Source organism: Actinomadura miaoliensis (assembly GCF_039536785.1).
Taxonomy (GTDB): domain Bacteria; phylum Actinomycetota; class Actinomycetes; order Streptosporangiales; family Streptosporangiaceae; genus Spirillospora; species Spirillospora miaoliensis.
The window spans coordinates 111,734-137,096 of the sequence record NZ_BAAAZG010000025.1 but is presented as its reverse complement, the minus strand read 5'-3'; the positions used below and the strand labels follow the sequence as shown (position 1 = coordinate 137,096).

The window sequence follows — 25,363 nt, the reverse complement described above, 5'->3', positions numbered from 1 at the left end:
CGGCTCCATCCGTTCTCCAGAGTCTCGCCATGTGCGTCGCAGCGGCGCTCATCGACCGGGACCGGCGGCGGTTGCTGTGGCTCTCCAAAGGACTCGGTGACATCGCGTACCGGGCGGCGGCCCTCGGTGTCATGGCGCACACCTGGCCGGGCTGGCAGATCGACTGGGCGTACGACGGGCTCGGCGACGTTCTCGACGCGCTGGAGGAGGATCGGCGGCAGGTGCGGGCGCCGCGCTCCCTGCCGGCGCCGGACGACATCCGCACACCCGAGGAATTCATGGCGGCCATGCCGCAGTTCCACTTCGACCCCGACGTCTGGCCTCCCGGGAAGGAACTGCCACGTGAGCTGCCCCTCGGGCCGATCGCGCTGCGGCAGGCCGACCCGTCGGCGGCCGAGCCCACCTGCCTGGTGACGATCGCCCGGGACGGCCGGGTGCGCGCCCACATGGTGCAAGGCTCGGCGTGGACGGTCCTTGAGCACGGTGCCGCACTCCAGGAACGCCTCCGGACGTGGGAGCCGGTCACCTCGTGGCCGCGCCCGGCGACGTCCGGCGTGCATCTGGACGTGGCCGCGCGCATGGGCGGGGTGTGGGCGGCGACCGACACCCTGGACCAGATCCTGGACAGATCCCAGTGGCCGGGCTGGCGCTGGCAGGTCTGGCACGACCGATATGTCAAGCAGCTCCAGGAGGCCGGCGGCGGTGCGATCGTCATGCCCGCGCCCGACCTCGCCGACGGGTTGTGCAGGCTGGCCGAGCAATTCGCGTCCCACCAGGAACTGGACTCGGGAACCCGGTCGGCGTTCCCACTGCTCGACGTGGTCGGCGCGCTCTCCGCCCAGGCCCAGCGCAGGGGGCTGGAGATGCACACGTCCACCGACGGGGCGTTCGCCCACCGGCCCATGGACCTCACCGAAGAGGAGCGCGCCCGGGTGCACGCGGCGCTCGCCGCCTACCGGGACACCCTGACCGCACCGCAATGACCCCGGCGGACCCTGCGCGCGCGACGCTCGGGAGGTGATGCAGGTCACTCGTTCATGTATCGCTGGGCGATGTATCGGGGGGCGAGGTATCGTCCGGGCGTATGGTCAGACGATCGACAGTGATGAGTGAGCCCACGTACTTCGTGTTGGCGGCGTTGCTCGACGGTCCGCTGCACGGGTACGGGATCATCAAGCGGGCCGGGGAGCAGTCCGGCGGGCGGGTGCGGCTCGCCGTCGGCACCCTCTACGGCGCGCTCGACCGGCTCGCGGGCGACGGGCTGGTCGCCGTGGATCGCGAGGAGACCGTTCAGGGCCGTCCCCGCCGCTACTACCGGCTTACCGAGGACGGCCGCTTGGCGCTCACCCGTGAGGCGGCGCGCATGGAGCAGGCCGCCCGGGTCGTCACCGGACGGACGGCACCGGCGCCGGGGACGGCACAGGCATGAGCGGCACGTTCACCGAAGCCTGGTACCGGCTCTTCCTGCGGGTCTTCCCGGCCGCCCACCGCGAGGAGTACGGCGCCGAGATCCTCGGCACGCTGATGAACGACACGCCCCGCCGCGTCCCGTCCCTGCGGGAGACGACCGGGCTCGTCACGGCGGGCTTCGCGACCCGGGCCCGTAAGGCCGCCGAGGGCCCCGTACCGTGGTGGGCCGACGGCGTGCACCTCGGTCTCCTGACGCTGGCCCTCGCGAATCTGGCGTACGGCATAGCCGACCAGGCGTCCCCCTGGTGGCTGGCCGTTTCCGCGATGCTCGTGATCGCGCTCATGCGCGGATGGAGCCTGGCGACACTGCCGTTGGCCCTGGTCGTGGCGTTCTCGACGAGCCGGGCCATGATCTTCGGATTCGAGGCGACGTACTGGGCGCCGTTCTTCGGCCCGGCGTACTACAACTGGATCTCGCTGGCGCCGTACGGGCTGCTGGCGGCCGGGGCCGTTATCCTCGCGGCTCGCCGGTCGCGGAACCTGCGCACCCGGCCGTGGTGGTGGCTGGCGATCCCGGCGGCCGCCCTTGTTCTTGCCTACACGCCCGATGTCCGGGAGTACGGCCCGATCTGGCAGCTGGTCAGGGCGGGTACGGAGGGCGTCCTCCTGCTGGCCGGGGTGTGGGCCACGGCCGTCGCGCGCAGTCCCCGTTGGGCGCTGGCGGCGGCGACCTACGTCCTGCCAGGCGTGGCCTCCGCGCTGACCAACCCGCCGACGAGCGCGCAGGACACCGGTTACTGGCTGACCCTCGCCGGTCTCCTGCTGGTCATGGCGGCGACGGCGACGAGATCCGCGACCAGAACCCTGGACTCGTCTCCCGGCCGCTGAGCTTCGCCGGGCTTCAGGCCGCGGACGTCCAGGGACGCCCTCCGCTGCCGTGCGCGGGGAGGGGAGGGCCCGGTGTCGAGGCTTGGCGCCTCACACCGGGCCCTGGATACGCGCCGAGCGCGGGAGACTACCTGGCAGAGCAGGTGGGGGTCATTCCCGTGCCGGTGCCGGTGCCCTGGAAGCCGAACTCGGTCGACTGGCCCGGGGCGATGGAGCCGTTGAAACTGACGTTGGTGAACTGGACCGTGCCGGTGTTGCCGCTCCGGTTGGCGTTCCAGGCGCTGGTGACGCCGGCGCCCGACGGCAGGGGGACGGTGACCGTCCAGCCGTTGACCGGCGACGAACCGGCGGTGACCCGTACCGTGGCGAGGAATCCGCCCGTCCACTGGTTGACCGACACCGACGCCGAGCAGCCACCGGTCGGCGGGTCGGTCGGCGGATCCGTGGGGGGATCGGTCGGCGGCGTGGTCGGGCCGTCCGAGAGGGTCGGGGTCTGCCAGTCCCGCCACTCGGCCAGGTTGCCGGCCTTCCTGCTGGAGATCCTGAAAGCGCCGGGGGCATTACCGGACTTCAGCAGGAACTTCTGGATGTTCTGCTGCAACGGCGTCCGCCATTCGGACCGGACGGCGCAGTGGCTGCCGTCCTGGACGTCGGACCAGTAGGTGATGTTGTCGCCCGCGCCGAGCGCCTTGTAGACCTCGGCTCCGGCCAGCGCCGCCACGCTGCCGGACCGGGCGGCCAGCCAGTCGATGTGGGGGTTGTCCATGACGAACAGTCCGCGTGGCGCGATCATGGCCACCGTCTCGTGCGTGTCCACCGGCAGGGTGTTCGGGTTGCCGGTGAAGGGGCCGAACGCGTCGCCCAGCCACGGCTGTTCCCCGTAGGCGCTGCTGAGCGGCTGGGCGCCGCTCTCCCCGGGAATGCCGCGCAGGATGGGAAGACCACCGCTGCCCGACTCGATCGGCATGGTCAGGGCGATGCGCTGGTCGAACGCGCCGGTCACGAAGGCGCCCTTGCCGTATCGCGAGCACCCCGTGACGCCCATCGCGTCCGCCTTGAGAACGTTGCCGCCCGACTGCTCGATCACGTCGATGATGCGGCTCGCCCCCCAGGCCCAGGCGGCCAGCAGCCCCGTGCTGCTGGAGGAGCCGTAAACGCTGTAGAACGCGCCCTGTTTGTTGTTCCGCTGCGTGCCCTCTCGCCCGACCGCGAGGGGGTCGTAGTTGATGATCGCGGCACCGGACGCCCTGATGGTGGACGTGTCCGCGCCCAGTCCGCCCAGGACGATGACGGCCGGGAACGGCCCGGAACCACTCGGCAGCTGGACCGAGGCCGAGAAACTGGCGCTGCGGCCCTGGTCCGTCACATTCACCGTGATGCCGGTGGTCGAGACCGTCCCCGTGACACTCGCGGGCTTGATGGGCTTCTGCCCGTAGACGGTCCGCTCCGCCAACTCCTTGATCTCCGCCCGCCGGCACCGCCAGTCGGACTTGGTCGTGATGCGCGTCCCGTCCGCCTTCCTGAACGGGTCGGGAAGCCTGGAGGTGGCGGGCGAAGAGCCCGAGCCGGGCAACGGACAGTCGGCACCGTCGTCTTCGACGGGCCCCGCCGCCACGAGACGGCCTGCGGCGGCCTGGGCGGTCGTGGTTCTCGTCATCACGGTTACCGCTCCGGCGACCGCGAGCGCCGCGATCGCCAGCAGGACGATCGCCGCACGGATCTCGGAGCGGCCCGAGCTGCTGATCACTGGGGCTCTCCTTCGGTGTGGGGACGTTGCGCGGCGATCGCCGGTCACGAATGTCGACACGCCGAGTTTCAAGCGGTACGGCGAAATAAGTCAATGCTTTTCGGGGTGCCGTCCGCGATTTTCACGGCCTGCATGCGCCGCCACATCAGCGCACGGACTCACCCTCCCTGGCTTGACGATTTGTACCGTGCCAAAGGCCGCCCCGTAGTAATCGAGTGGTGACCAGCCGAAACGCGCCCGAAATCGAGTCATTCATGCCGAGATTTCACGGTGCGGTGTCCGAGCGGCAGGACCCGGCAGCCGTGCGGCGCCGCAGGAGAGAAGGAGGAGATATCCATGAGGGCGCTGTCCTTCGCAACCAGAGACGGCCGCTCGGCAGCGCGCTTGTCGCCCTGACCTGTGGCGGCGTGGACGGCAAACAGGAAGACGCATGTCGATTCGGTCGTTGTCGAACTGCGAGGGGTGCAAGGGTGAAGAAATGGTCTGTCTCATCCGCCAGGGGAGCGTCGCAGAATGTAGCCCGCGAAGATTCATTGTTGGCGCGCCGGCCAGGGGAGGTTTGCCGCCCCTTGTGCTAGTGCTGAGGAGTCCATGGCGCCGGAGCCGGTGACAAGAGCGTCGCGTTGGAGGCAGTCGACGGCCTCAAGGGCGACACCGCAGGCGAGGCAGTCCGGGGTGATGGCATGCGGCGCGGTGTACGTTCATAAAATACGCAGCGGTTCCTCATCGGGATGCTCGGCGGCCCGGGCAGTCAGTTCCCGTGCTTCGTCAAGCCTTTCTGTCGGTGGCGTCAGAGTCCCCGGTATCGAGAGCCCGCGTGCCTTGCTGCACCGCGAGCGCCCGCAATCGGGGCTCGTGCGGACGACCCGGGGCGTCTAGGAGAGGCCGATCATGGCGATGTCCAGGCGCATCCATGCGGCGTGGCCCTTCAAAAGGCACCTCGCCGACGCTGCTGCCGCCGTCACATCCGGCCAGCGCGGCGTGCGCGTCGATGACCACTTGGCGCGCCCGGTGCAGCGCCGCCAGGTTGCCGTGGAAGTAGGCAAAGGTCTCCCGACCTCGGTCAGCCGGTATGGCGCCGGTCCCGGACGCCGCCCGCGCTTGCCGCCCGGATGCCCAGCCGCCGCCACACCATCCGCTCGGCCACCCCCACCCGGGGGCTGCCAGCCGTACGTGCGCCGAGGTTGTGCTCAGGGTAGGCGTGATGGGCATGATCGCCGCGGAGCTTCACGCAGCGCCCGGGCGACAGCCACGGTGCAGTGACGATCAGCTCTACAAATCGAGTTGCATGGGCGACCTCGCCGCCCTCAGTATCTGCCCGTGATCGAAATCATTGCCTCGCTGCCGTTGACCCACGCCGTCCGATCGGTGCGGGGCCGGCAGCAGTCCGGGCGACCGTGGAGGCCGACGCTCCCGCGAGCGTGATCGCCGCCCTGGTCGCGGGGCTCATCGCCGGCTATGGCATCGCCATGCCGGTGGGAGCGGTCGCGACATACCTGGTGGCCCTGACGGCTCGCACGACCCTGCGGACCGGTGCCTGCGCCGCACTCGGCGTCGCGACCGCTGACGGTCTCTACGCGCTGATCGCCGTGGTGGCGGGCTCAGCGGTCGCCTCCCTGATCCAACCGATCATGGCGCCCCTGCGCTGGGTTTCGGCCCTGGTGCTGATCGCACTGGCGGTCCGAGCCGCCGCCCGGGCGATCGGCCGGTACCGCACGCCCCAGACGACGACCGGGGCCGGTGAGACACCGATCAGTCCCGTCCGGGCCTACCTGGCGCTCCTGGGGCTGACCATGCTGAATCCCGTCACCGTGATCTACTTCGCGGCGCTGGTGCTCGGCGGCCAGGGCACGGCCGCACCTGATCATCTGGAGCAGGCGGTGTTCGTTCTTGCCGCCTTCGCCGCCTCCGCCAGCTGGCAACTGCTTCTGGCCGGCGGTGGCGCACTGCTCGGCCGGGCGTTGACCGGCAGCCGCGGGCGGCTGGTCACGGCCGCGGCCTCCAGCGCCGTGATCTGCGCGCTCGCCCTGCATCTGCTCATCACGGCCGACTGAGCGGCAGGGCCATGTTCACACCCCCACGAGGCAACCGCTACGTCCGTTTCCGGACGAATGTCAGGATGGGGGGCATGGGCGCGGGGGAGCTGCACGGGCGGAAGGCTGAACAGGACGCGATCGCCGAGCTGCTGGCGGGAGCCCGGGCCGGGACCAGTTCGTCGCTGGTGCTGCGCGGCGACCCGGGCATCGGCAAGACGGCGCTGCTCGACCACGCCGCCGCCGCGGCCGGGGACATGCGGCTCCTCCGCGGTACGGGCGTCGAGTACGAGGCGGAGCTGCCGTTCTCGGGGCTGCAGCTGCTGCTGCGTCCGGCGCTCGGATCCCGCGCCGCGCTGCCAGTCCCGCAGCGCGAGGCCCTTGAGGCGGCGTTCGGGCTCGGGCCCGCGACCGGCTCCGAGCCGATGCTGGTCGGGCTGGCGGTGCTGTCCCTGCTCGCGGAGCACGCGGCGGAGACGGGGCTGCTGTGCCTGGTCGACGACGCGCAGTGGCTGGACCGGGCGTCGCGGGACGCGCTGCTGTTCGCCGCCCGGCGGCTGCACGCCGAGGGGGTGGTCATCATCTTCGCCGCCCGCGACGGCGAGGGGTCCTTTCCCTCCCCGGGCCTCGCGGAGCTGCGGCTGTCCGGGCTGGCTCCGGAGGCGGCTGCGGCCCTGCTCGACCGGCATCCGCTCGCGCCCGCCGTCCGCTATCGCCTGCTCGCCGAGGCCGGCGGCAACCCGCTGGCCCTGCTGGAGTTGCCGGTCGCCCTGGCCGCCGAAGGCGGCAGCGCGTTCGCTCCGGGGGCGCTCCCCCTCACCGGCCGCCTGCAACTGGCCTTCCACGGGCAGGTCAGCCGGTTGCCGGAGCCGTGCCAGAGCCTGCTCCTGGTGGCGGCGGCCGACGAGACCGGCGAGCTCGCCGTGATCCTGCGTGCCGCCGCCGCGCTGGGCGCGGGCGTCGAGGACCTCATCCCCGCCGAGCGGGCCGGCCTGGTGGTCCGCGGCGACGCGGACGACACCACGATCCGCTTCCGCCATCCGCTGGTCCGCGCCTCCGTCTACCAGCGGGCGCCGCTCGCGCAACGCCTCGCCGTCCACCGCGCGCTCGCCGCCGCCCTCGACGCCCCCGAGCACGCCGACCGCCGGGCCTGGCACCTGGCGGCCGCCGCCACCGGGGTCGACGAGGAGGCCGCCGCCGCGCTGGAGCGCACCGCCGCCCGCGCCCGCGAACGCAGCGGTCACGACGCGGCCGCGGCGGCGTACGAGCGGGCCGCGCGGCTGAGCGCCGAACCCGCCGCCAGGGCGCACCGCGAGGCCCTCGCGGCGGAGGCGGCGCTGGAGGCGGGCGATCTGGAGCGTGCGAGAGCCTTGGGGGCCCGCGCGGCCGGACGGCTGGAGGGCGCCCCGGCGGTGCAGGCGCGGATCGCCCAGGTGCGGGCGCTCGCGGACTTCTGGCAGGGCTCCTACCCCGCCGCCCACCGGACGCTGCTCGACGGCGCCGGCCTCGTCCGCGACACCGATCCGGGCCAGGCCGCCGTGCTGCTGATCCAGGCCGTTCACACCTCCTGGTATCTCGGTGAGCGGCAGCTCGCGGCGACGCTGGACCGGCTGTCCGCGCTCCCGCTGGACGATGCGGACCCGCTCGCGCCGGTGGGCCCCTACCTCGCTCGCCTCGTCCGGGACCGGGCCGAGCCGCCACCGCCGCTGGGCGACGTCCTGGCGGCGGTGCGGCGGCGGGGCCGGGCCCCCGACCAGGTGCTGATGATCCTCTGCGGGAGCGCACTCGCGCTGGGCCAGGACGCCGACGCCTATGAGCTGGCGACCGCGCTCTCCGCCGGGCACCGCGCCCGGGGCGGCGCCGGACGGCTGCCGACGGCGCTGTTCTTCGTGGCCGAGGCCGAGGTGTTCACCGGACGGCATCTGGACGCGCTCGCCACGGCGACCGAGGCCCTGGGGCTCGCCCGCGACACCGGGCAGCGGCAGTGGGCCAGCCAGTTCGGCAGCGTCCTCGCCTACCTCGACGCGGCCAAGGGGGACGAGGCGGCGTGCCGCCGCAACGCCGAGGAGGGGCTGGCGGGCGCCACCGCCGGGGCCGCGTCCCCCGGCGCGCCGTGGGCGCACTGGTCGCTCGGGCTGCTGGACCTCGGCCTCGGCCGCGCCGAGGCGGCGCTCGCCCGCTTCGAGCGCCTGACCCGCGAACCGATGCGCCATCACATCTGCGCCACCCGTTCCACCCCCGACCTGGTGGAGTCGGCCGTGCGGGTGGGGGCGCCGGAACGCGCCGCCGAGCCTCTGGCGCGCTTCGAGCGGTGGGCCGGGTCCGTCCGGCAACCCTGGGCCGACGCGCTCGTGCTGCGCTGCCGCGGGCTGCTGGCCGCGGACGACCAGGCCGAGGCGTTCTACACCGCCGCCCTCGAACTGCACGACCGGGACGGCCGCGCGCTGGAGTACGCCAGGACCGCGCTGCTCTACGGAGAGTGGCTGCGCAGGGCCCGGCGGAAGGCCGAGGCGCGCGGGTCGCTGCAGGACGCGCTGGAGGTCTTCGAACGGCTCGGCATGCGGCCGTGGGCCGAGCGCGCCCGCGGGGAGCTCACCGCGACCGGCGCCCCGGACCGGGCCCCGAGGCCCGCGGGGGGCGCGGCCGCCGCTCTCACCCCGCAGGAACTGCAGATCGTCCGGCTCGCCGCGCAGGGGCTGTCCAACCGCGACATCGCCGCGCAGCTCTTCCTCAGCCACCGGACGGTCGGCTACCACCTCTACAAGGCCTACCCCAAGCTCGGCATCGCCTCCCGGGGCGAGCTCAAGGACTTCGCCGACCGGCTCGGATTGTGAGGTTTTCTCCCGTTGACCACTCCAGCACAGGTACTGCCCGGCCAGGTACTCCCCGTGGACGTCGATGAGGTCCCGCCCGTCGAGGTGGGGCCCGGCGTGTACGCACGGACGCTCCCGGGGATGCCCGGGATCAGGACCTGGGTGATCGACCTCGCGCCCGGCGCCGAATGGCCGGACCTCGACGTCCACGAGACCTACGGCGAGGCGTACTTCGTCGTGAGCGGCGAGATCATCGAGGGCGACCGCACCCACGGCCCGGGGACGTACGTCGCCTTCGGCCCGAAGACCAGCCACCGGCCCCGTACCGAGACCGGGGCGCGGGCCTTCGGCTTCAACTACGACGTCCCCGCTTGACGGACGCCGGCGGCGGCGTCGACCGAGGTCTAGCCGGTGACCGCCCTGCGCACCGCCTGCGCGGCGGGCGTCGGGTCGTAGTCCTCGGGGACGCCTTCGACCAGGATGATGTCGCCCTCGATGTGCCGCGAGCGCAGCGGCGCGATCTCCCGGTAGGCGGGCGAGTCCCACCAGGCCCGCGCCTGCGCGATCCCGGGGAAGCCGATCATCACGACCGACCCGGGCCAGTCGCCCTCCTTCACCTCGTGCCGCTTGGCGTGCACGAGGTACCGGCCGCCGTACGGCCCGAACGTGCCGGGGAGGCGCTCGATGTACTCGGCGATCTCCGGGTGCGGCGCGGCATCCCGCAGGTGCGCTATGACGTAGGCGTTCATGGCTCTCCTTGATTCGCGTGGCCGACCGGGACGGGCCGGGGGCACGGGCTCGGGCGGTGGGCCGGGGCGGACCGGCCGGGCGGTTCGTCCCTGCCGTCCGCCCCGAACGGGTTCAGGCTCCGGCCGGCACCTTGTCGAGGAAGCCGAGGACCTGGGTGATCCGCCCGTCCTCCCCGATCACCGCGACGTCGAAGCCGATGACGACCGGTTCGGCGCCCTCGGGGCCCAGGTGCCAGGTGAACCGCGCGATGTCGTGGTGCGCGTCGACCGCGCCGCCGAGGCTGAAGACCAGCCCGCCGAACTGCGCCTGGACCGCCGCGATGGTGGCGTCGAGGCCGTCCCTGCCCTGGACGGAGACCAGCGGGTCGGTGTACACCGCGTCCTCGGCGAAGACCTCCGCCAGAATCGCCCGTCGCGCGGCGACGTCGGTCTCGTTCCAGGCGGCGAGGTAGCGCTGGACCAGCTCGTTCACGTCGCTCATGTGCTCTCTCCTCAGTGCTCGTGCTCTCTTGTGACACCAAAACTAGGGAGCCGGGGAGGGCGGGGAATCTGACGTGCTTAGGTACTTCCGCCGACGCTTTAGGTACGCGGCCGCGCGTGTACGATCGCGGTCACGCCCCGAGTGTCACGATCGTCCGGTTGTGCTGGGTCGATGGCCCGCTCCCGGGTGGCATTTTCGGCGGGGCCCTCCCAGGACGACGAAGGCGGCACGGTGGACTTCACTGTCGACTACCAGCCCAGCCCCGACGAAGTGACGCGAGCGCTCGGTCTCGGAGTCAAACGGCAGCTCAGGGCCTTCCGTCTGGTGCTGCCGACGGTGCTGGTCCTGGCGGGGGTCGCCTGCCTGCTGGTGGACGGCGTCAGCCTGGGCATCGGCATGTTCGCCGGGGCCGTCGTGGCTCCTTTCGCGTTGGGCTGGGCGATCCGCCGGATGGCCCGGCGGCAGGTCGCCTACCTGTGCCTGCCCGCGACGGTCCACGTGACGAGCGACGGATACGAGGTCCGGACCGACCAGTCCACCACCTCGATGCGCTGGTCCCTGTTCGGACGGATCGACTCCACGCCGGAGTTCTGGCTGCTCTTCATCAACCGCCAGTTCGCGGCCTTCCTCCCCAAGCGGGCCTTCGACGACGACCAACGACGCGAGCTCGAAAGCCTCTTCGCCGCACGCCAGGAGACCACCGCCGGCCGAGCGCGCTGACGAGCGGCCCGGTTCGCGTGGCCCCGCCTCGCGTGGCCCCGCCTCGCGTGGCCCCGCCCCGCGTAGTGCCCGTTCACCGGGCGGGCGTCAGCTCACCGCGCGCTTGATGAGGGCGGCGATCCGCTCCTCCACCTCGGGGGTCACCTCGGTCAGGGCGAACGCGGTCGCCCACATCGGCCCGTCGTCCAGCTTCGCCGGGTCGTTGAACCCGAGCGTGGCGTACCGCGCCTTGAACTTCGCCGCGCTCTGGAAGAAGCAGACGACCTTGCCGTCCAGCGCGTAGGCGGGCATCCCGTACCAGAGCCTGGGCGCGAGGGCGGGGGCGTTGGCCGTGATGACGGCGTGGACGCGCTCGGCCATGATCCGGTCCGAGTCCTGCATCTCGGAGATCTTCGTGAGCACGTCCCGCAGCGCCTCCGCCGCCTTCTCCTCGCGCGAGGCGCGGCGCGCCGCCTTCTTCTGCTCCTGGGCGTGCTCCTTCATCGCGGCCCGCTCCTCGGCGGTGAAACCCTCGTACGTGCCGCTGTCGGTGCTGCTCATGGACTGTCTCCCTCTTGGGTGTTTTTGGGCGTTGATAAGGGACCTTACGGTCCTGCGTTCGGGCTGGTCACACCGGCCCGTGGGGGTTTCGGTCATGCCGGGCGGCGCGCCCGGCGGGGGCGTCAGCCCAGCCAGTGGCCGCCGCGCATCAGCTCGCGGCCGGACAGTTCGTTCTCCTCGCGCCACGCCTGGACGCGGCGCGGCGAGACGCGGAACCACCGGTACGGCGTGGCCCGCCCACGCGGATCGAAGCCGGTGCGCGCGGCGAACCGGTCGCCCCGTTCCTGCGGCAGCGCGCCGATCTCGAGAACCTCGACCCGGCCGTCGATCATCGACACGTCGCGGGTGTGGCCCAGCCCCAGCCGGACGGCCCGGGACGCGGCGAGGTTCCTGCCGGTCGGGCTGTCGGCCGGCGTGGCCATCAGCAGGGCCTCGCCGTCCCAGTCGAAGGACAGCGGCACCAGGTACGGCGCACCGTCCGGTGAGGCGCTGGCCACCCAGAGGTCCGTGTCGTGGGTGAGCCGGTGCTCGGTGTCGCGACGGCGCTGGGGGCGGGGGCGGGGGTCGGCGCTCATCGGGCCTGGCGGATTCCGAGGGCGGCGGTCGTCATGGTCACTCCTGGGGTCGTCGGGTCGCGATCGCCCCGGTCCGTCCCGCCGGGCCCGATCGCCGTGGTCACAGCCTCTCCCGCCCGGGGTGCGGGCCGCCTCCGTGCCGACCACGGAAAGCACCACGGATAATGAGTCGGTGTCCAGCCCAGTGATCTCGGCTCGGGAAGGCGAAGTGCTCGCGCTGCTCGGGGAGCACCTCAGCAACGCGGAGATCTCCGCGCGGTTGGTCATCTCAGTACGCACCGTCGAGTCGCACGTCTCCTCGCTGCTGCGCAAGCTCCAGCTGCCGGATCGGCGGGCGCTCGCCCGGCACGCGGCCGAGTTCTCGCGAGCCGGGCGGTCGCGTCCGGCGCCCGCCCTGCCGGCACCGCTGACGGCGTTCATCGGCCGGGTGCGGGAACGCGGCGAACTGGCCGACGCGGTGAAGGCCCACCGGCAGGTGACCGTCGTCGGACCGGGCGGGGTGGGCAAGACGCGCCTGGCGTTGGCGGTGGCGGCGGACGTGGCCGGCGACTTCGCCGACGGGGTGTGGTTCGTCGACCTGGTGCCGGTCACCGAGCCGGCCCGGGTGGGGGCGGCGGTCGCGGCGGCCGTGGGCGTGGGAGAGCAGCCCGGGCGCGACATCGACGACGCGGTGCTGGCCGCGCTGGCGGATCGCCGGGCGCTCCTGGTGCTGGACAACTGCGAGCATGTGCGCGACGGGGTGGCGCCGTTCCTGGAACGGCTGCTCGCGGCCTGTCCGCGATTGCGGGTGCTCGTGACGAGCCGCGCCCGGCTGATGGTGCCGTTCGAGCGGGCCTTCCCGCTCCCGCCGCTGTCGCGGGACGGCGGCGACGAGTCCGAGGCGGTGGCCCTGTTCATGGACCGGGCGACGGCGGTCGGCTCACCGCCGGGGCCAGCGGTGGGCGAGGGCGTCGTGGCCATCTGCGAACGGCTCGGCGGCATGGCGCTGGCGATCGAGCTGGCGGCGGCGCGGTGGGCCACGCTCGGACTGGACGGCCTCATGACCGGCCTCGCCGACCAGCTGCGGATCCTCACCGGCGGCCCCCGCGCCGACGACCGGCACCGGTCGGTGCGGACGGTGCTGGACTGGAGCCATGACCTGCTGGAGCCGCAGGACCAGGCGCTGCTGCGCCGGGTGTCGGTGTTCGTCGCGCCGTTCACCCCCGACGCGGCCGCCGATGTCGCCGGGTTCGCCCCGCTGGATCCGGCCGCGGTCGTCGACGGGCTCGGCAGGCTCGCCGAGCAGAGCCTGCTCGCGGTGACACCGTCCGAGACCGGCACCCGCTACCAGGCGCTGGAGACCGTCCGCCAGTACGGGACGGAGCGGCTCACCGCCGTCGGCGAGCTGACGGACGTCCGATCGCGGCATCTGGGCTGGTGCCTGGCCAGTGCCGCCGCGCTCATGGGGGCCGGGGGCGCGGACTGGCGCGTCCGGTTCGACGCCGTGGCGGAGGACATGCGGGCCGCCCTCACCTGGGCCGCCGACCAGCCGGAGCAGCGCGCGGACGCCCACCGGCTCGCCCTGTCCATGGCCGAGCTGGCCTTCGCCCGCAACCTGCTCGGCGAGGCCCAACAGCGGTTCGAGCAGGCGGCCCGGCTCGCCGACGCGGCCGCCGGCGCCGAGGCGCTGCGGCACGCCGCCGCGGTGGCCGGGTGCCGCAGCCTCGACGGCGACTCGTATCGCCTGCACCGTGCCGCCGCCGAGGCCGCCCGCCGGGCCGGCGACCTCGCCGGCGCCGGCCGCGACCTGGCGGCCGCCGCGACCGTCGCCTACCGTTTCTCCAGCTCGTTCGCGCGGACTCCCCGCGTGGACGAGGTGACCGCCATGCTCGCGGAGGCGCGGGAGCTGTGCGGCGACGACCCGGCCGCCGAGGCGGCCGTCGCGCTGGCCGAGGCGGCGGTGGAGGCCGACGCGTTCGGCGCGGTCCAGGGAGACCCGGACAACACCGCGCAGGAGACGGTCGCGCGCGCCGAGCACGCGGTCGGGCTGGCCCGGCGCGCGGGCGACCCGGTGGCGGAGTCCGCCGCGCTGGACGCGCTGTCCGGAGCCCAGAGCTGGGCCGGTGATCCCTTCGCCGCCGCGGCCGCCGCCCGGCGCCGCATCGACATCCTGGCCTCCGCACCGTCCACGCCCGCCGGCACGCACGAGCTGATGGACGCCCTCGCCATGGCCGCCGGAACCGCCGTCGGTGTCGGTGAACTGCAGCAGGCCCGCCGATGGGGCAGGCGGCTCGCCGACCATCCGCTGCTGGCCGAGGCGGGCCACCACGCCACGTCCTGGCTCCTGGTCGCGGACGCGTTCACCGGCGACGTCGACGAGATGCGCACCGTCAGCATGAGATTCCTCGACGCGTGGGAGCAGAGCGGCCGCCTGCGGTCGCGCTCCCTCGGCCCCGCCGCCGCGTCGGTCGCGATGCTCCACGGCCTGCGCGGCGACCACGACGCACGGGCCGACTGGCTGGCGATCGTCGACGAGGCCGGCCCGGCAGCCGACCACCGCCTGGGCTACGGCGCGGTCTTCGACACCATGGTCCTGCTCCACCACGGGGACGCGAAGGCGGCGCTGGAACGGGTCGCGCCGGAGCCGGATCAGGTGTGGAAGTGGGTGTGCTGGATCTGGCTGCACTGGTACGTGGCGCTCCGCGCGGAGGCGGCGGTGCTCACCGGGCACCCGGACGCCCGCGGCCGGATCGACGCCGCCCGTGCCGTGCTCGCCGGCAACCCGGTCGCCTCCGCCCAGGTGGACCGGGCGGAGGCGCTGCTCGACGGCGACCTGCCGCGCCTGCTCGCCGCCGCCAAGGAGTTCGACGCGGCCGGCTGCCGCTACCAGTCGGCGCGCACGCTGCTGCTCGCCGGGGGCGAGCACGCCGCCGCTGGCGCCGCCGCGCTCGCCGATCTCGGCCTCGCGCCCATGGCCGTCCGACAGCCGCGCCCGTGAGAAAGGTGAGTATGGAGCCGCACGTCTACGTCCCCCGGCTGCTGACGGACACGGCGATGCGCGAGGTGCGCCAGATCGGGCACCCCGTCGTCGCGGGGGAGGAGGACCCGCCGGACCGGGACACGCTGCTGCGGGACGCGGCGGGCGCCGTCGCCGTCGTGTGCACGCTGACCGAGCGGATCGACGCCGAGTTCCTGGACGCGGCCGGTCCGCGGCTCAAGGTCGTGGCGAACACGGCGGTCGGCTACGACAACATCGACGTGGCCGCCGCCACCGAACGCGGCGTCCGGGTCACCAACACGCCGGGCGTGCTGGACGGCGCGACCGCCGACCTGACCATGGGGCTCATCCTGGCCACGGCCCGGCGCGTGCTCGACGGCGACCGGCTGCTGCGCGACCGCACGCCGTGGGTGTGGGGGCCGCGCATGCTGCTCGGCCTGGACCTCAGCGCGGGCGCCACCCTCGGCATCGTCGGCTACGGCCGGATCGGGCGCGCCGTGGCCAGACGCGCCCGCGCGTTCGACATGAAGATCGTGGCGACGCCCTCGCGGTCGGCGCCGCCCGACGACGACGTGGAGTTCCTCGAACTGCCGGAACTGCTCGAACGCAGCGACGTCGTCACCCTGCACTGCCCGCTGACCGAGCGGACCCGGCACCTGATCGACGCGGACGCGCTGCGCCGGATGAAGCCGTCGGCGATCCTCGTCAACACCGCGCGCGGCGGGATCGTGGACGAGGACGCGCTGGTCGAGGCGCTGCGCTCGGGGACGATCGCCGCGGCCGGGCTCGACGTCTTCGAGGACGAGCCCAACGTCGACCCCCGGCTGACCGAGCTGCCCAACACCGTGCTCACTCCCCATCTGGGCAGCGCGGGCGTGACGACCCGGGAACGCATGTGCCGCCTGTCGGTGGCGAACGCGGCCGCCGTGCTGGCCGGGAAGGAGCCCCCCACCCCGGTGAACTGACGTCCGGGCGGCGGGTGTTTCCCCGTTGTAAAAACCTTGTCCGGCTTCTTCTGTATGCACTGTATCTGCTGTATACAGTTGGCCATGACCGGATCCACCCGCGGCCCGCGCGGCGCCGACGCGATCACCGCCGAACTGCGTCAGGCCGTCGTCGACGGCGTCTACCCGCCGGGGCACCGCCTGGTCCAGGAGGAACTCGCCGACCGGTTCGGGGTCAGCCGGATCCCGCTGCGGGAGGCCATCCGCACGCTGGTCGGCGAGGGCCTGCTGCGCTCGGAGCCCGGCCGCGGCACCTTCGTCACCGTGCTGGACCTGGCCGAGATCGACGAGATCTACGACCTGCGCCGGCTGATCGAGCCCAGCTTCGCCGAGCACGTCACCGAACGCGTCTCCCGCCGCGACATCGCCCGCTTCGCCGCCATGGCCGACGACATGGACCGCGTCGCCGAGACCGGCGCGGTCGCCTGGTCGCGCACCAACCTGGCGTTCCACCTGGACATGTACCGGCTGTCGCGGCTGCCGCTGCGCTACGAGACCATCTCGCGGCTGTACCACCGGCTGGAGCCGTACTCGCGCTACTACGTGCACGGCACCGGCGCCTACGAGCGCGTGCAGTGCGAGCACCGCGCCATGGTGCAGGCCCTGGCCGACGGCGACGTCGAGGAACTGGCCCGCCAGATCGTCCTGCACATCGACGGCGGGCAGCGGGGGCTGCACGCGGCCTGGGAGAACAGCAGCCCGTCGTTCCAGTCGTACTGGGCGGAGCCCGCGCGATGACGTCGGTCGCGATCAACACCGACGTCGGCGAGGGCTTCGGCGTGTGGGGGCCGTCCGACGAGGGGGAGCTCCTCGACCAGGTCACGGCCGCCAACGTCGCCTGCGGCTTCCACGCCGGCGACCCCGACATCCTGCGCCGCACCTGCGCGGACTGCGTCGCCCGCGGCGTGGCGATCGGCGCGCAGGTCTCCTACCGGGACCTGGCCGGTTTCGGGCGCCGCTTCATCGACGTGCCGACGCCGTCGCTGGTGAACGACCTGCTCTACCAGCTGGGCGCGCTGGAGGTCTTCGCCCGCGTCGCCGGTGGCCGGATCGGCTACGTCAAGGCGCACGGCGCGCTCTACAACACCGCCGCCCGCCACGAGGGGCACGCGGCCGCGATCGTCGAGGCCGTCACCCTGTACGACCCGGACCTTCCGCTGCTGTGCCAGCCCCGCACCGTCCTGTGGGAGCGGGCCGAGGCCGCCGGGCTGCGCCCGATGGCCGAGGCGTTCATCGACCGCGGCTACACCGACGAGGGCCTGCTCGTGCCGCGTTCGTCCCCCGGCGCCCTGATCACCGACCCGGCGGTGGCGGCCGAACGCGCCGTGTGGATGGCCGAGACGGGCACGGTGGTGTCGGTGTCGGGAGGCGTCGTGCGCATCGCCCCCGACCCGGGCCGCATCACGGCACTGTGCGTCCACAGCGACACGCCCGGCGCCGTCGCGCTTGCCGCCGCCACCCGCGAGGCCCTGACCGCCGCCGGGATCGCGACCGCCGTCCCCGGGGCGGTTTCGTGATCGACGGGAGGCTGCTGCGAACGGGCGACCGGGGCTGGCTCATCGAGTGCGCCGGACGCCGACCCGCCGACGTCGCCGCCTCCATCTGGCGGCGCCCCTGGGCGAGCGGGCTGCGCGAGGTGGTGCCCGCCGCGACGACCGTGCTGGTGGTGGCGGACGACGCGGCGCAGATGGAACGGCTCGCCGTCCGGCTGCGCGGCGTGCTCGACCAGACCGGCGTGCACGCCGGGGCGGAGGCCGCGGGCGAGGCGCCGCGGACGATCGTCATCCCCGTCCGCTACGGCGGCGCCGACCTGGAGGCGGTCGCCGAACGCGCCGGGATCGAACCGGAGGACGTGGCGCGCCTGCACTCCGGCGGCGAGCACTCGGTGGCGTTCTTCGGCTTCGCCCCGGGGTTCGCCTACATGGACGGCCTGCCCGAACCGCTGCGCCTGCCGCGGCTGCCGAGCCCGCGTCCGCGCGTCCCCGCCGGGGTCGTCGCGATCGCGGGCAACCAGACCGTCGTGTACCCGGGCGGGACGCCGGGCGGCTGGCACCAGATCGGCGTCACCGCCGAACGGCTGTGGAACGCGGACGCCCACCCGCCCAACCGCCTGTCCATCGGCGACCGCGTCGTCTTCCAGGCGGTGACGTGATGGACGGCGGTGCGCGCGTGGCGCCGGCGACGCTCACCGTCGTCGCGGCGGGCCCGGCCACCACTGTTCAGGACCTCGGCCGGCACGGCACCGCCCACCTCGGCGTTCCCTCGGCGGGCCCCGCCGACCGGCGCAGCTTCACCCTCGCCAACCGGCTGGCCGGGAACCCGGAGAACACCCCCGCCCTGGAGACCACGTTCGGCGGGCTGGCCCTGACGCTGTCGCAGCCCCGGCACGTCGCGATCACCGGGGCGCCCGTAGCGGTACGGGTGGACGGCGCGCCCGCCGGGGACGCGACCCGCCTCTACCTGCGGGCCGGGTCGGTGCTGACGCTCGGACGCCCGTCCGCCGGATGCCGCACCTACGTGGCCGTGTCAGGCGGCTTCGAGGTCGACCGGGTGCTGGGCTCGGCGTCCCGCGACTCGCTGACCGGGCTCGGCCCCGAACCGGTGCGCGCCGGTACAGTCCTGCGCCTCGGCCCCGCGCGTCCCGTCCCGGACGTGCCGCTGGAACTGGCGTTCAGCGTCGTCCCGTCCGGCGGCGTGACGACCGTCCGGTTCCGCTGGGGGCCGCGGGACGGGCTGTTCGGCGCCGCCGACCGCCGCCGCCTGACCCGCACCGTCTGGCAGGTGTCCGCCCAGGCCGACCGCGTGGGCGTCCGCCTGACCGGCCCGCCGCTGTCCATCGGCACCGTCGACCTGCCCAGCGAGGGCACCGTGCTCGGCGCCGTCCAGGTGCCGCCGTCCGGGGAACCCATCGTGTTCCTCGCCGACCATCCGGTGACGGGCGGATACCCCGTCATCGGCGTGGTCACCGACGCCGACGTCGACCTGCTCGGCCAGGCCGTCCCCGGCGACCGGATCCGATTCGCACCCGTCCACTGAGAAGGAGAAAACCGCGTGAGCACGCAACTGCCGCCGTTCCACCTCGCCATTCCCGTCGACGACATCGACGCCGCCCGCGAGTTCTACGGAAAGGTGCTCGGATTCAGCCAGGGCCGGTCCGACACCAAGTGGATCGACTGGAACTTCATGGGCCACCAGGTGGTCACCCACCAGGTCGGCGACGGGCCCTCGGACGAGCCGCGCGACGGTATCGCCGGGACCAATCCCGTCGACGGCCACCAGGTGCCCGTCCCGCATTTCGGGCTGGTGCTGTCGATCGAGGAGTTCCACAGGCTCGCCGACCGGCTGCGCGCCGTCGACACGCAGTTCGTGATCGAGCCGTACGTCCGTTTCGAGGGCGAGCCGGGCGAGCAGTGGACGATGTTCTTCCTCGACCCCGCGGGCAACGCCCTTGAGTTCAAGGCGTTCGCCGACCTCGACCAGTTGTTCGCCACCTGAGCCATTCGGCGGAAAAGGTCACCGGCAGGAGGACGAGTCCTGCCGATGACCGTTCGAAGGGCCCCTTCCGCACGGTCCGCTCGCCACGCGGCCCGTCCACGACCAGTCCCGCCACAGGACATGTGCCTTATCCGGAGGAACCCGTGACGAGCGTACCAATCGTTACCGGAGTCAGAGCGCCGGCCGCCGACCGGCGCCCCCGCAAGGCCGCCGTCGCGGCGGCCGCGGGCACCGCCATCGAGTACTACGAGTTCGGTGTCTACGGCTACCTGGCCGTCGTCATCGGGCCGCACTTCTTCCCCGGCGACGACCCCACCGCCTCCCTGCTGGCCACCCTCGCGGTGTTCGGCAGCGCCTTCCTGATGCGGCCGCTCGGCGGCATCGTCCTCGGCCGCCTCGGCGACCGCGTCGGCCGCAAGCCCGTCCTCATCCTGACCGTCGTCGGCATGGGCTCCGCCACCGCCGCCGTCGGCATGCTGCCCAGCGCGAGCACCATCGGCCTGGCCGCGCCGCTGGCGCTGCTCGTCGTCCGCCTCGCGCAGGGCTTCTTCGCCGGCGGCGAGGTGACCGGCTCGGCCACCTACCTCGCCGAGTCCGCCCCGCCCGGAAAACGCGGCCTGTACGGGGCGTTCACCCCGGTCGGCGTGGCCGTCGGCGGCGGGACGGCGGCGCTGGTCGCGGGCGTCACCGCCACCGCGCTGACCGACGCCCAGCTGGAGTCGTTCGGCTGGCGCGTCCCGTTCCTGCTGGCCCTGCCGCTGATCGTGGTCGCGCTGCTGGCCCGCCGCAGCCTGGAGGACTCGCACGCCTTCACCGCCTCCGCCGAGCCGCCCGCCAAGGCGCCGCTGACCGAGGTGTTCACCCGGCACCGGGACTCGGTGCTCAAGGTCACGCTGCTGGCCGTCGGCTCCAACTGCGGCTACTGGGTGGGGCTGATCTACATGAACATCTACCTCACCTCCGACCTCGGCTACGCCACGTCCTCCACCTTCTGGATCATGGGCGGGATCAGCCTGTTCGTGGCGTTCCTGATGCCGGTCGCCGGGGCGCTGTCCGACCGCTTCGGCCGCAAGAAGATGATCACGATCGGGTTCCTCGGCTACGCGGTGCTGGTGGTGCCGGCCATGCTCGTCATGGGGCTGGGCAGCTTCCCGCTGGCGGTCGCGGCGATGGTCGTGCTGGCGCTGCCGATGCCGATCGTCCAGTCCGTGACGTACCCGACGTACGCCGAGCTGTTCCCCACCCGCGTTCGCTACACGGGCCTGTCGTTCGCCTTCAACATCGGCACGATCGTCGGCGGCGGACTCACCCCCTACCTGGTGACCTGGCTGATCTCCACCACCGGCGACCTGCTCGTCCCCGGCTACGTGCTGATGTTCGCCGTGGTCGTCGCCCTGCTCACGCTGCGGACCGTCCGCGAGACCGGCCGCGAGGAACTGTCATGATCACCTCACCCGCGCACCTGCGCGCCCTGGCCGCCGCCGGCGAGTGGACGGCCCCCACCGCCGGAGTCCTGGACGGCCACCAGCAGGCCAACCTGGTGATCGTCCCGCGTTCGCTGGCCTTCGAATTCCTGCTGTACTGCACCCGCAACCCCAAGCCGTGCCCGGTCATCGCCGTCACCGACCCCGGCGACCCGGTGCTGCGTTTCGGCACGACCGAAGCGGACCTGCGCACGACCCTGCCCCGTTACCGCGTCTGGCGGAACGGCGAACTGGTCGCCGAACCCACCGACATCACCGCCTACTGGCAGGACGACGCCGTCGCCTTCCTCCTCGGCTGCAGCCACACTTTCGAAGGGCCCCTCCGGGCGGCCGGGATCCCCGTCGCCCACACGGCCCCGCCCGTCTACATAACGAACATCGAGACGACCCCCGCGGGCCCCTTCTCCGGCCCCCTGCTCGTCTCCATGCGCGCCGTCCCCGGCCATTTGGCGGCCACCGCCGTGGAAATAACGTACCGCTATCCCACGGGCCACGGAACACCCGTCCACATAGGCGACCCGTCCGTCATAGGAATCGAGTCGCTGTCCGCCCCGGACTTCGGCCCGCCACCCGCGATCCCCCCGGACAGCACGCCCATGTTCTGGGCCTGCGGAGTGACACCCCAACTCGCCATCTCCAACACCCCGTACGCGATAACGCACTACCCGGGCCACATGTTCGTCTTCGACCACACGCCCTAGTCCTAGAGGCCCAAACCGTGCGTTAGTGTCGTTGCCATGGCGGACGACGGTTCTGTGCGGATCGACGTGTGGATCTGGGCGGTGCGGCTGCTCAAGACCCGCTCGATGGCCACCACCGCCTGCCGCGCCGGGCACGTCCGCCTCAACGACAAGCGCGCCAAGCCGTCGTCCCTGGTCAAGCCCGGTGACGAGGTGCGCCTGCGGCACGACGGCCGGGAACGCGTCGTGGTGGTCCAGCGCGTCATCCGCCGCCGCGTCGGCGCGTCCGTCGCGCAGGAATGCCTCATCGACAACAGCCCGCCCCCGCCGCCGCGCGAACTCATCGCGCCCATCGCCCGCCGCGAACCCGGCACCGGCCGTCCCACCAAACGCGACCGCCGCGAGCTGGAACGCCTCCGCGCCCAGATGATGGCCCCCCACGTCAACCGCCACCTCCCGCGTCCGCCCCGCCACGACTGACGCGCCGGCGGCTTCCGCGATTCGGCCACCGGCCCCGTGGGGGCGTGTGGCGTGCGGCTCAACGTCCTGGACGGCCCGGTTCCTGGCAGCCCATCGGGTGATGCTACAAATAGTAGCGATGTAGTCACTATGTGTGCTGATCGTGGGGGAGCCATGTCTGTTCTGTCCGGACGTCTCGTGCGGTGCGGTCTCGCCGGGCCGCTCGTCTTCGTCGGCATCGCCGTCCCGGCCCCTGCGGCCGACTCCGCCCTCGCGTCCCCGCCGTCGCCCGCCGAACGTCGAGCACCCGCCCGCTACGGCGCGCTGACCTGCACGGTCACCACCACGTCCGGCAGGCCGATGACGTTCAGCCCGCCGATCCGGCTGCGGCGCCAGTACGTCAACACCCGCGCCAGGCTGGTCCTGCGCGACTGCTCCTCGGCCGACCCCCGCCGGTCCCGCATCGCCTCGGGCGTCATGACGCTGACCGGCAACGCCCTGGCCAACTGCACCGGCGTCAGCGACCTGCGCGGTCGCGCCACCGTCACCTGGTACGACGCCTACGACCGTCCGCTCGCACGGTCGAGCCTGCGCACCGGCACCCAGGGCAACCGCGCCCGCGCCGACGCCCAGCTGAACGGCCGCGTCACCTCCGGCTACCTGGCCGGCCGCACCTTCTACGGCAGCGTCCGGCCCAGGGGCCGGCTGACCCGCTGCTTCACCCGCCAGGGCATCCCTTCGATCCACGGCACCGGCCGCCTGACCATCGACTGACCATGACCACCGGCCCACCGGCGCGCCGTGTTCGCGGGAAGAAAGGAATCCGGGCGACCGCGCACCCGGATTCCTTGCGGATCGGCGCGTGGGCCCGAGCGGCGGCTCTCGATGCGTCGGGCACCGGACAGCGCGGTGGACGTCTCAACTCAAGAGGGAGAGGTGCGGGGCACCGGCGTTCCCTGCTTCTGCTGACGCGCTCTCTCAGGTGCGGCGGCCCGTCCGCGGCGAGGCCGCACGGGCCGCGGCACCGAGGAGGCGTGGCGGGTCGGCGGGGTCACATCGTGGTGTGCACCGGCAGGCCGAAGAGCCTGGCCGCGTTCTCGTGGCACATGGCCCGCAGCTGCTCGGCACTGGGGGACACCTCCTCCAGGGCGCGCAGGCCGTCGCCGACGACGTTCTGGAGCGGTGGGGAGTCGGTGCCGAAGAGGATGCGGTCGGAGCCGAAGACGGCCAGGGCGGCGCGCAGCGCGAGACGGCTGGGGGTGGCCGTGTCCACCCAGATCTGGCGCAGGTAGGAGCTCGGCGGGCGGCTGATCGGCCAGCCGCCTTCGCCGCCCGGGCGGCCGCCGCCCCAGTGCGGCGCGTGGTAGGCGCGGTCCAGCCGTTCCACCAGCAGGGCCAGCGCGCCGCCGGCGGCCGTGGCGATCAGCCGCAGGCCGGGGTACTTCTCCAGCCAGCCGCCGAAGATGACGCAGGCGGTGCCCGTGGACACGTCGTCGAACCGGCCGATCCCCTCCAGCAGGAGCGGGTCCGTCAGCCCGGCGCCGGCGGCGGGCCAGGCCGGGGCGTGCAGCATCACGGGGACGTCGTGTTCGGCGGCCAGGGCGAAGAAGCCGTCGCAGCGCGGATCGTCCAGATACCGTCCGGCGACGCTGGTGTTGACGATGAACCCGACGAACTCCGGGTTCGCCAGCGTGCGGGCGGCGGCCGTCAGGTGCGCGTCGTCCCCGAACGGGTTGGCGTACACGAGCGCGCGCAGGTGCCCGGGGTGGTCGGCGACGGTGCCGCCGAGCCAGTCGTGGAAGGCCTTCAGCTGGTCGACGGTCTGCGCGTAGTTGTCGACGCCCGGAATCGGCGCCATCACACCCGCGCCGACCGGGCTGCCGACGATCGACATCCGCACGCCCAGCGCCAGCTTGTCCTCGATCATGCCTTCGACGTCGCCGAGGCTCGGCGGCATCGGAAAGCGGCGGACCATGTCCGGCGGGCTGATGTGCGCGTGGCAGTCAATGGTCATCGCATGCCTCCCGAGACGAGACGTTCCGGACGATCCCCGCGGCGCCTCCGCGGCCGGCGCGGCGGGCGCGGCGGCGGGCGACGGTCAGTGCGGCGTCTCGGTGGTGGCGCGCACCGCGAAGCGCAGCGACTCGCGTTCGGCGGTGTGTCTGATCATGGGCGCGACCATCCGCCGGTGCGCGGGGTCGCCCTCCCAGGTGAGGAAGTGCTCCTCGCTGGCCCACTCGCTGGTGATCAGCCACTCCGCCGGGTCCCGGGTGGACTGGCAGAGCTGGTCGCGCAGGTGCCCCGGGACCTCGGCGACCTTCCACCGGATCTGCTCGTAGGCGCGGCGGAACGCCTCCTGCTCACCGGGTTCGACCCGCATGAAGAACAGGACGCGATAACGGGTGCCGGAATCGTCGCGGTAGCCGGAAGGAGCCAGATCGGCCTGCTCGCTCGTGCTCATATGCCCTTCTCCTTGTTGCTCGTGCGAACACCGTCAGAGAATCGGGCGACCGGCCACGGAAATGACCGCGAGGCGCGTGACACGTCCGCTCGCGGAACCGGTCTCCCGGCGGCTCACTACCCCCCTGACCTGCACCTAATCACGATCAGTCACCATCGACGGCGACGTGTCACCGATGACGCGAACTGACCGGCGAATACCGGGCCGGAGGGGATGGTTCGCCGCCGGGTATTGCGCGTCCGGCAGGTCAAAGAATGTGGAGATCGTGGCGACTCGCGCGGTCGGTGAAAACGTTCAGCGCAATGTCCGTGCCAGTGGGCGCGCAGGCATCGGAAAAGAGACCCGCGGAGGTCGCGCGGGCCCTGTGGCGTCGGTCGTCCGAGGGGGCCGGGTCAGCCGATGGCCGGGGGAGCGGAGGCCGCCAGGGCGCGGGCCTGCGAGACCACGTGCGCCGCCCACGCGCCGGACTCCGGGCCGGGCGGCAACTGGACGGTGTGGTACAGCCCCTGGCCGGTGACCGAGATCGACACGAAACCGGTGTAACGGCGTTGCTTCATCAGCAGGAACAGCAGTCCCAGCAGGCAGAACCACACGAAGATGATGGTCAGGACGATCGCGACCGGCGGAATTCCCTCGTGCACCTGGGTGGAGTCCTGCACGGCCCAGGCCGTTCCCTGCAACGGAAAACGACCATGCGGAACGATCACATGGGTCTGGGTGACCGACATATCGCCGATGGTCAGCAGTACCTGTTCGTTGCCGGGCGGGTAATAGCCCACAGACCACCGTCCCTTGACCGGGGTGCCACCTTGAGGAGGAAGCAAGCATAGCCAGCCCGCGACGAGCG

The 25,363-nt window shown here is 72.9% G+C and carries 26 protein-coding genes; 18 read left to right on the top strand and 8 right to left on the bottom strand.

Going from position 1 to position 25,363, the window contains the following annotated elements:
- Positions 1-29 precede the first annotated feature (29 nt).
- The 3 genes from ABD811_RS19725 to ABD811_RS19715 all read left to right on the top strand — a co-directional run bounded on the left by ABD811_RS19725 (position 30) and on the right by ABD811_RS19715 (position 2,298).
- On the top strand, positions 30-983 hold the full coding sequence (locus tag ABD811_RS19725) for a hypothetical protein (RefSeq protein WP_344949449.1): 954 nt from the start codon (positions 30-32) through the stop codon (positions 981-983).
- A 122-nt stretch (positions 984-1,105) separates the two neighbouring features.
- Positions 1,106-1,429, top strand: coding sequence for a PadR family transcriptional regulator (locus tag ABD811_RS19720; RefSeq protein ID WP_344949447.1), 324 nt, complete (start codon positions 1,106-1,108; stop codon positions 1,427-1,429).
- The gene (locus tag ABD811_RS19715) at positions 1,426-2,298 is read left to right on the top strand and encodes a DUF2339 domain-containing protein (protein ID WP_344949444.1); all 873 of its coding nucleotides are present in this window, start codon (positions 1,426-1,428) and stop codon (positions 2,296-2,298) included. The genes ABD811_RS19720 and ABD811_RS19715 overlap by 4 nt, the downstream gene beginning before the upstream one ends.
- A 127-nt stretch (positions 2,299-2,425) precedes the next feature.
- Here ABD811_RS19715 and ABD811_RS19710 read toward each other — a convergent pair whose 3' ends face one another.
- Entirely contained in the window at positions 2,426-4,045 is a 1,620-nt protein-coding gene (locus tag ABD811_RS19710; protein ID WP_344949442.1) for a glucuronyl esterase domain-containing protein, read from the bottom strand.
- A 1,421-nt stretch (positions 4,046-5,466) separates the two neighbouring features.
- Here ABD811_RS19710 and ABD811_RS19705 point away from each other — a divergent pair.
- From ABD811_RS19705 to ABD811_RS19695, 3 genes are all read left to right on the top strand, one after another.
- Positions 5,467-6,099, top strand: a complete 633-nt coding sequence (locus ABD811_RS19705) for a LysE family transporter (RefSeq protein WP_344949440.1) — start codon at positions 5,467-5,469, stop codon at positions 6,097-6,099.
- Between the two features lie 74 nt (positions 6,100-6,173).
- Positions 6,174-8,912: a helix-turn-helix transcriptional regulator gene (locus tag ABD811_RS19700; RefSeq protein WP_344949437.1), complete on the top strand. Its 2,739-nt coding sequence runs from the start codon at positions 6,174-6,176 to the stop codon at positions 8,910-8,912.
- Positions 8,913-8,966: 54 nt separating this feature from the next.
- Entirely contained in the window at positions 8,967-9,266 is a 300-nt protein-coding gene (locus ABD811_RS19695; RefSeq protein WP_344949435.1) for a cupin domain-containing protein, read from the top strand.
- A gap of 29 nt (positions 9,267-9,295) precedes the next feature.
- On the opposite strand, the gene ABD811_RS19690 is transcribed toward ABD811_RS19695, so the two are convergent.
- Together ABD811_RS19690 and ABD811_RS19685 are read right to left on the bottom strand one after the other, a co-directional pair.
- Positions 9,296-9,640 carry a DUF1330 domain-containing protein gene (locus ABD811_RS19690; protein ID WP_344949432.1) on the bottom strand — a complete coding sequence of 115 codons (345 nt, stop codon included), beginning with the start codon at positions 9,638-9,640 and terminating at the stop codon, positions 9,296-9,298.
- A gap of 112 nt (positions 9,641-9,752) precedes the next feature.
- Positions 9,753-10,121: a nuclear transport factor 2 family protein gene (locus ABD811_RS19685; protein WP_344949430.1), complete on the bottom strand. Its 369-nt coding sequence runs from the start codon at positions 10,119-10,121 to the stop codon at positions 9,753-9,755.
- Between the two features lie 231 nt (positions 10,122-10,352).
- Here ABD811_RS19685 and ABD811_RS19680 point away from each other — a divergent pair, with 231 nt between their 5' ends.
- Positions 10,353-10,841 carry a YcxB family protein gene (locus ABD811_RS19680; protein ID WP_344949428.1) on the top strand — a complete coding sequence of 163 codons (489 nt, stop codon included), beginning with the start codon at positions 10,353-10,355 and terminating at the stop codon, positions 10,839-10,841.
- A gap of 87 nt (positions 10,842-10,928) precedes the next feature.
- Here ABD811_RS19680 and ABD811_RS19675 read toward each other — a convergent pair whose 3' ends face one another.
- Positions 10,929-11,381 (bottom strand): iron chaperone, encoded by a 453-nt coding sequence (locus ABD811_RS19675; protein ID WP_344949426.1) that lies wholly within the window; start codon positions 11,379-11,381, stop codon positions 10,929-10,931.
- Between the two features lie 122 nt (positions 11,382-11,503).
- Entirely contained in the window at positions 11,504-11,956 is a 453-nt protein-coding gene (locus tag ABD811_RS19670) for a pyridoxamine 5'-phosphate oxidase family protein (protein WP_344949424.1), read from the bottom strand.
- A 172-nt stretch (positions 11,957-12,128) separates the two neighbouring features.
- Between ABD811_RS19670 and ABD811_RS19665 the strand changes: the two genes are divergently transcribed.
- The 11 genes from ABD811_RS19665 to ABD811_RS19615 all read left to right on the top strand — a co-directional run bounded on the left by ABD811_RS19665 (position 12,129) and on the right by ABD811_RS19615 (position 22,829).
- Positions 12,129-14,933, top strand: coding sequence for an ATP-binding protein (locus ABD811_RS19665; RefSeq protein ID WP_344949422.1), 2,805 nt, complete (start codon positions 12,129-12,131; stop codon positions 14,931-14,933).
- On the top strand, positions 14,930-15,898 hold the full coding sequence (locus ABD811_RS19660) for a 2-hydroxyacid dehydrogenase (protein WP_344949420.1): 969 nt from the start codon (positions 14,930-14,932) through the stop codon (positions 15,896-15,898). Before ABD811_RS19665 ends, ABD811_RS19660 begins: the two co-directional genes overlap by 4 nt.
- Positions 15,899-15,982: 84 nt before the next feature.
- Positions 15,983-16,675, top strand: a complete 693-nt coding sequence (locus tag ABD811_RS19655; RefSeq protein ID WP_344949417.1) for a GntR family transcriptional regulator — start codon at positions 15,983-15,985, stop codon at positions 16,673-16,675.
- Positions 16,672-17,454: a LamB/YcsF family protein gene (locus ABD811_RS19650; RefSeq protein WP_344949416.1), complete on the top strand. Its 783-nt coding sequence runs from the start codon at positions 16,672-16,674 to the stop codon at positions 17,452-17,454. The genes ABD811_RS19655 and ABD811_RS19650 overlap by 4 nt, the downstream gene beginning before the upstream one ends.
- Positions 17,451-18,089 carry a 5-oxoprolinase subunit B family protein gene (locus ABD811_RS19645; protein WP_344949413.1) on the top strand — a complete coding sequence of 213 codons (639 nt, stop codon included), beginning with the start codon at positions 17,451-17,453 and terminating at the stop codon, positions 18,087-18,089. The genes ABD811_RS19650 and ABD811_RS19645 overlap by 4 nt, the downstream gene beginning before the upstream one ends.
- Positions 18,089-18,973, top strand: coding sequence for a 5-oxoprolinase subunit C family protein (locus ABD811_RS19640; protein ID WP_344949410.1), 885 nt, complete (start codon positions 18,089-18,091; stop codon positions 18,971-18,973). The genes ABD811_RS19645 and ABD811_RS19640 overlap by 1 nt, the downstream gene beginning before the upstream one ends.
- Positions 18,974-18,988: 15 nt before the next feature.
- Positions 18,989-19,432, top strand: coding sequence for a VOC family protein (locus ABD811_RS19635; protein ID WP_344949408.1), 444 nt, complete (start codon positions 18,989-18,991; stop codon positions 19,430-19,432).
- Between the two features lie 143 nt (positions 19,433-19,575).
- Positions 19,576-20,877: an MFS transporter gene (locus ABD811_RS19630; protein WP_344949405.1), complete on the top strand. Its 1,302-nt coding sequence runs from the start codon at positions 19,576-19,578 to the stop codon at positions 20,875-20,877.
- On the top strand, positions 20,874-21,617 hold the full coding sequence (locus ABD811_RS19625) for a putative hydro-lyase (RefSeq protein WP_344949403.1): 744 nt from the start codon (positions 20,874-20,876) through the stop codon (positions 21,615-21,617). Before ABD811_RS19630 ends, ABD811_RS19625 begins: the two co-directional genes overlap by 4 nt.
- Positions 21,618-21,653: 36 nt before the next feature.
- Entirely contained in the window at positions 21,654-22,076 is a 423-nt protein-coding gene (locus tag ABD811_RS19620; RefSeq protein ID WP_344949400.1) for an RNA-binding S4 domain-containing protein, read from the top strand.
- 153 nt (positions 22,077-22,229) lie between these two features.
- Positions 22,230-22,829 carry a hypothetical protein gene (locus tag ABD811_RS19615; RefSeq protein ID WP_344949397.1) on the top strand — a complete coding sequence of 200 codons (600 nt, stop codon included), beginning with the start codon at positions 22,230-22,232 and terminating at the stop codon, positions 22,827-22,829.
- Between the two features lie 277 nt (positions 22,830-23,106).
- Here the strand turns inward: ABD811_RS19615 and ABD811_RS19610 are convergent, their stop codons facing one another.
- From ABD811_RS19610 to ABD811_RS19600, 3 genes are all read right to left on the bottom strand, one after another.
- Positions 23,107-24,069 carry an amidohydrolase family protein gene (locus ABD811_RS19610; protein WP_344949394.1) on the bottom strand — a complete coding sequence of 321 codons (963 nt, stop codon included), beginning with the start codon at positions 24,067-24,069 and terminating at the stop codon, positions 23,107-23,109.
- Positions 24,070-24,153: 84 nt separating this feature from the next.
- Positions 24,154-24,516, bottom strand: a complete 363-nt coding sequence (locus tag ABD811_RS19605; protein WP_344949391.1) for an antibiotic biosynthesis monooxygenase family protein — start codon at positions 24,514-24,516, stop codon at positions 24,154-24,156.
- Between the two features lie 392 nt (positions 24,517-24,908).
- Positions 24,909-25,295, bottom strand: a complete 387-nt coding sequence (locus ABD811_RS19600) for a hypothetical protein (protein WP_344949388.1) — start codon at positions 25,293-25,295, stop codon at positions 24,909-24,911.
- Positions 25,296-25,363: the final 68 nt, after the last annotated feature.

Bases quoted from the DNA above. Each gene is read 5' to 3' on its own strand.
- ABD811_RS19700 (WP_344949437.1), top strand. From the start codon at position 6,174: ATGGGCGCGGGGGAGCTGCACGGGCGGAAGGCTGAACAGGACGCGATC.
- ABD811_RS19690 (WP_344949432.1), bottom strand. From the start codon at position 9,640: ATGAACGCCTACGTCATAGCGCACCTGCGGGATGCCGCGCCGCACCCG.
- ABD811_RS19610 (WP_344949394.1), bottom strand. From the start codon at position 24,069: ATGACCATTGACTGCCACGCGCACATCAGCCCGCCGGACATGGTCCGC.
- ABD811_RS19605 (WP_344949391.1), bottom strand. From the start codon at position 24,516: ATGAGCACGAGCGAGCAGGCCGATCTGGCTCCTTCCGGCTACCGCGAC.
- ABD811_RS19625 (WP_344949403.1), top strand. From the start codon at position 20,874: ATGATCACCTCACCCGCGCACCTGCGCGCCCTGGCCGCCGCCGGCGAG.
- ABD811_RS19675 (WP_344949426.1), bottom strand. From the start codon at position 11,381: ATGAGCAGCACCGACAGCGGCACGTACGAGGGTTTCACCGCCGAGGAG.
- ABD811_RS19615 (WP_344949397.1), top strand. From the start codon at position 22,230: ATGTCTGTTCTGTCCGGACGTCTCGTGCGGTGCGGTCTCGCCGGGCCG.
- ABD811_RS19620 (WP_344949400.1), top strand. From the start codon at position 21,654: ATGGCGGACGACGGTTCTGTGCGGATCGACGTGTGGATCTGGGCGGTG.
- ABD811_RS19685 (WP_344949430.1), bottom strand. From the start codon at position 10,121: ATGAGCGACGTGAACGAGCTGGTCCAGCGCTACCTCGCCGCCTGGAAC.
- ABD811_RS19720 (WP_344949447.1), top strand. From the start codon at position 1,106: ATGAGTGAGCCCACGTACTTCGTGTTGGCGGCGTTGCTCGACGGTCCG.
- ABD811_RS19650 (WP_344949416.1), top strand. From the start codon at position 16,672: ATGACGTCGGTCGCGATCAACACCGACGTCGGCGAGGGCTTCGGCGTG.
- ABD811_RS19655 (WP_344949417.1), top strand. From the start codon at position 15,983: ATGACCGGATCCACCCGCGGCCCGCGCGGCGCCGACGCGATCACCGCC.
- ABD811_RS19670 (WP_344949424.1), bottom strand. From the start codon at position 11,956: ATGAGCGCCGACCCCCGCCCCCGCCCCCAGCGCCGTCGCGACACCGAG.
- ABD811_RS19640 (WP_344949410.1), top strand. From the start codon at position 18,089: ATGGACGGCGGTGCGCGCGTGGCGCCGGCGACGCTCACCGTCGTCGCG.
- ABD811_RS19715 (WP_344949444.1), top strand. From the start codon at position 1,426: ATGAGCGGCACGTTCACCGAAGCCTGGTACCGGCTCTTCCTGCGGGTC.
- ABD811_RS19725 (WP_344949449.1), top strand. From the start codon at position 30: ATGTGCGTCGCAGCGGCGCTCATCGACCGGGACCGGCGGCGGTTGCTG.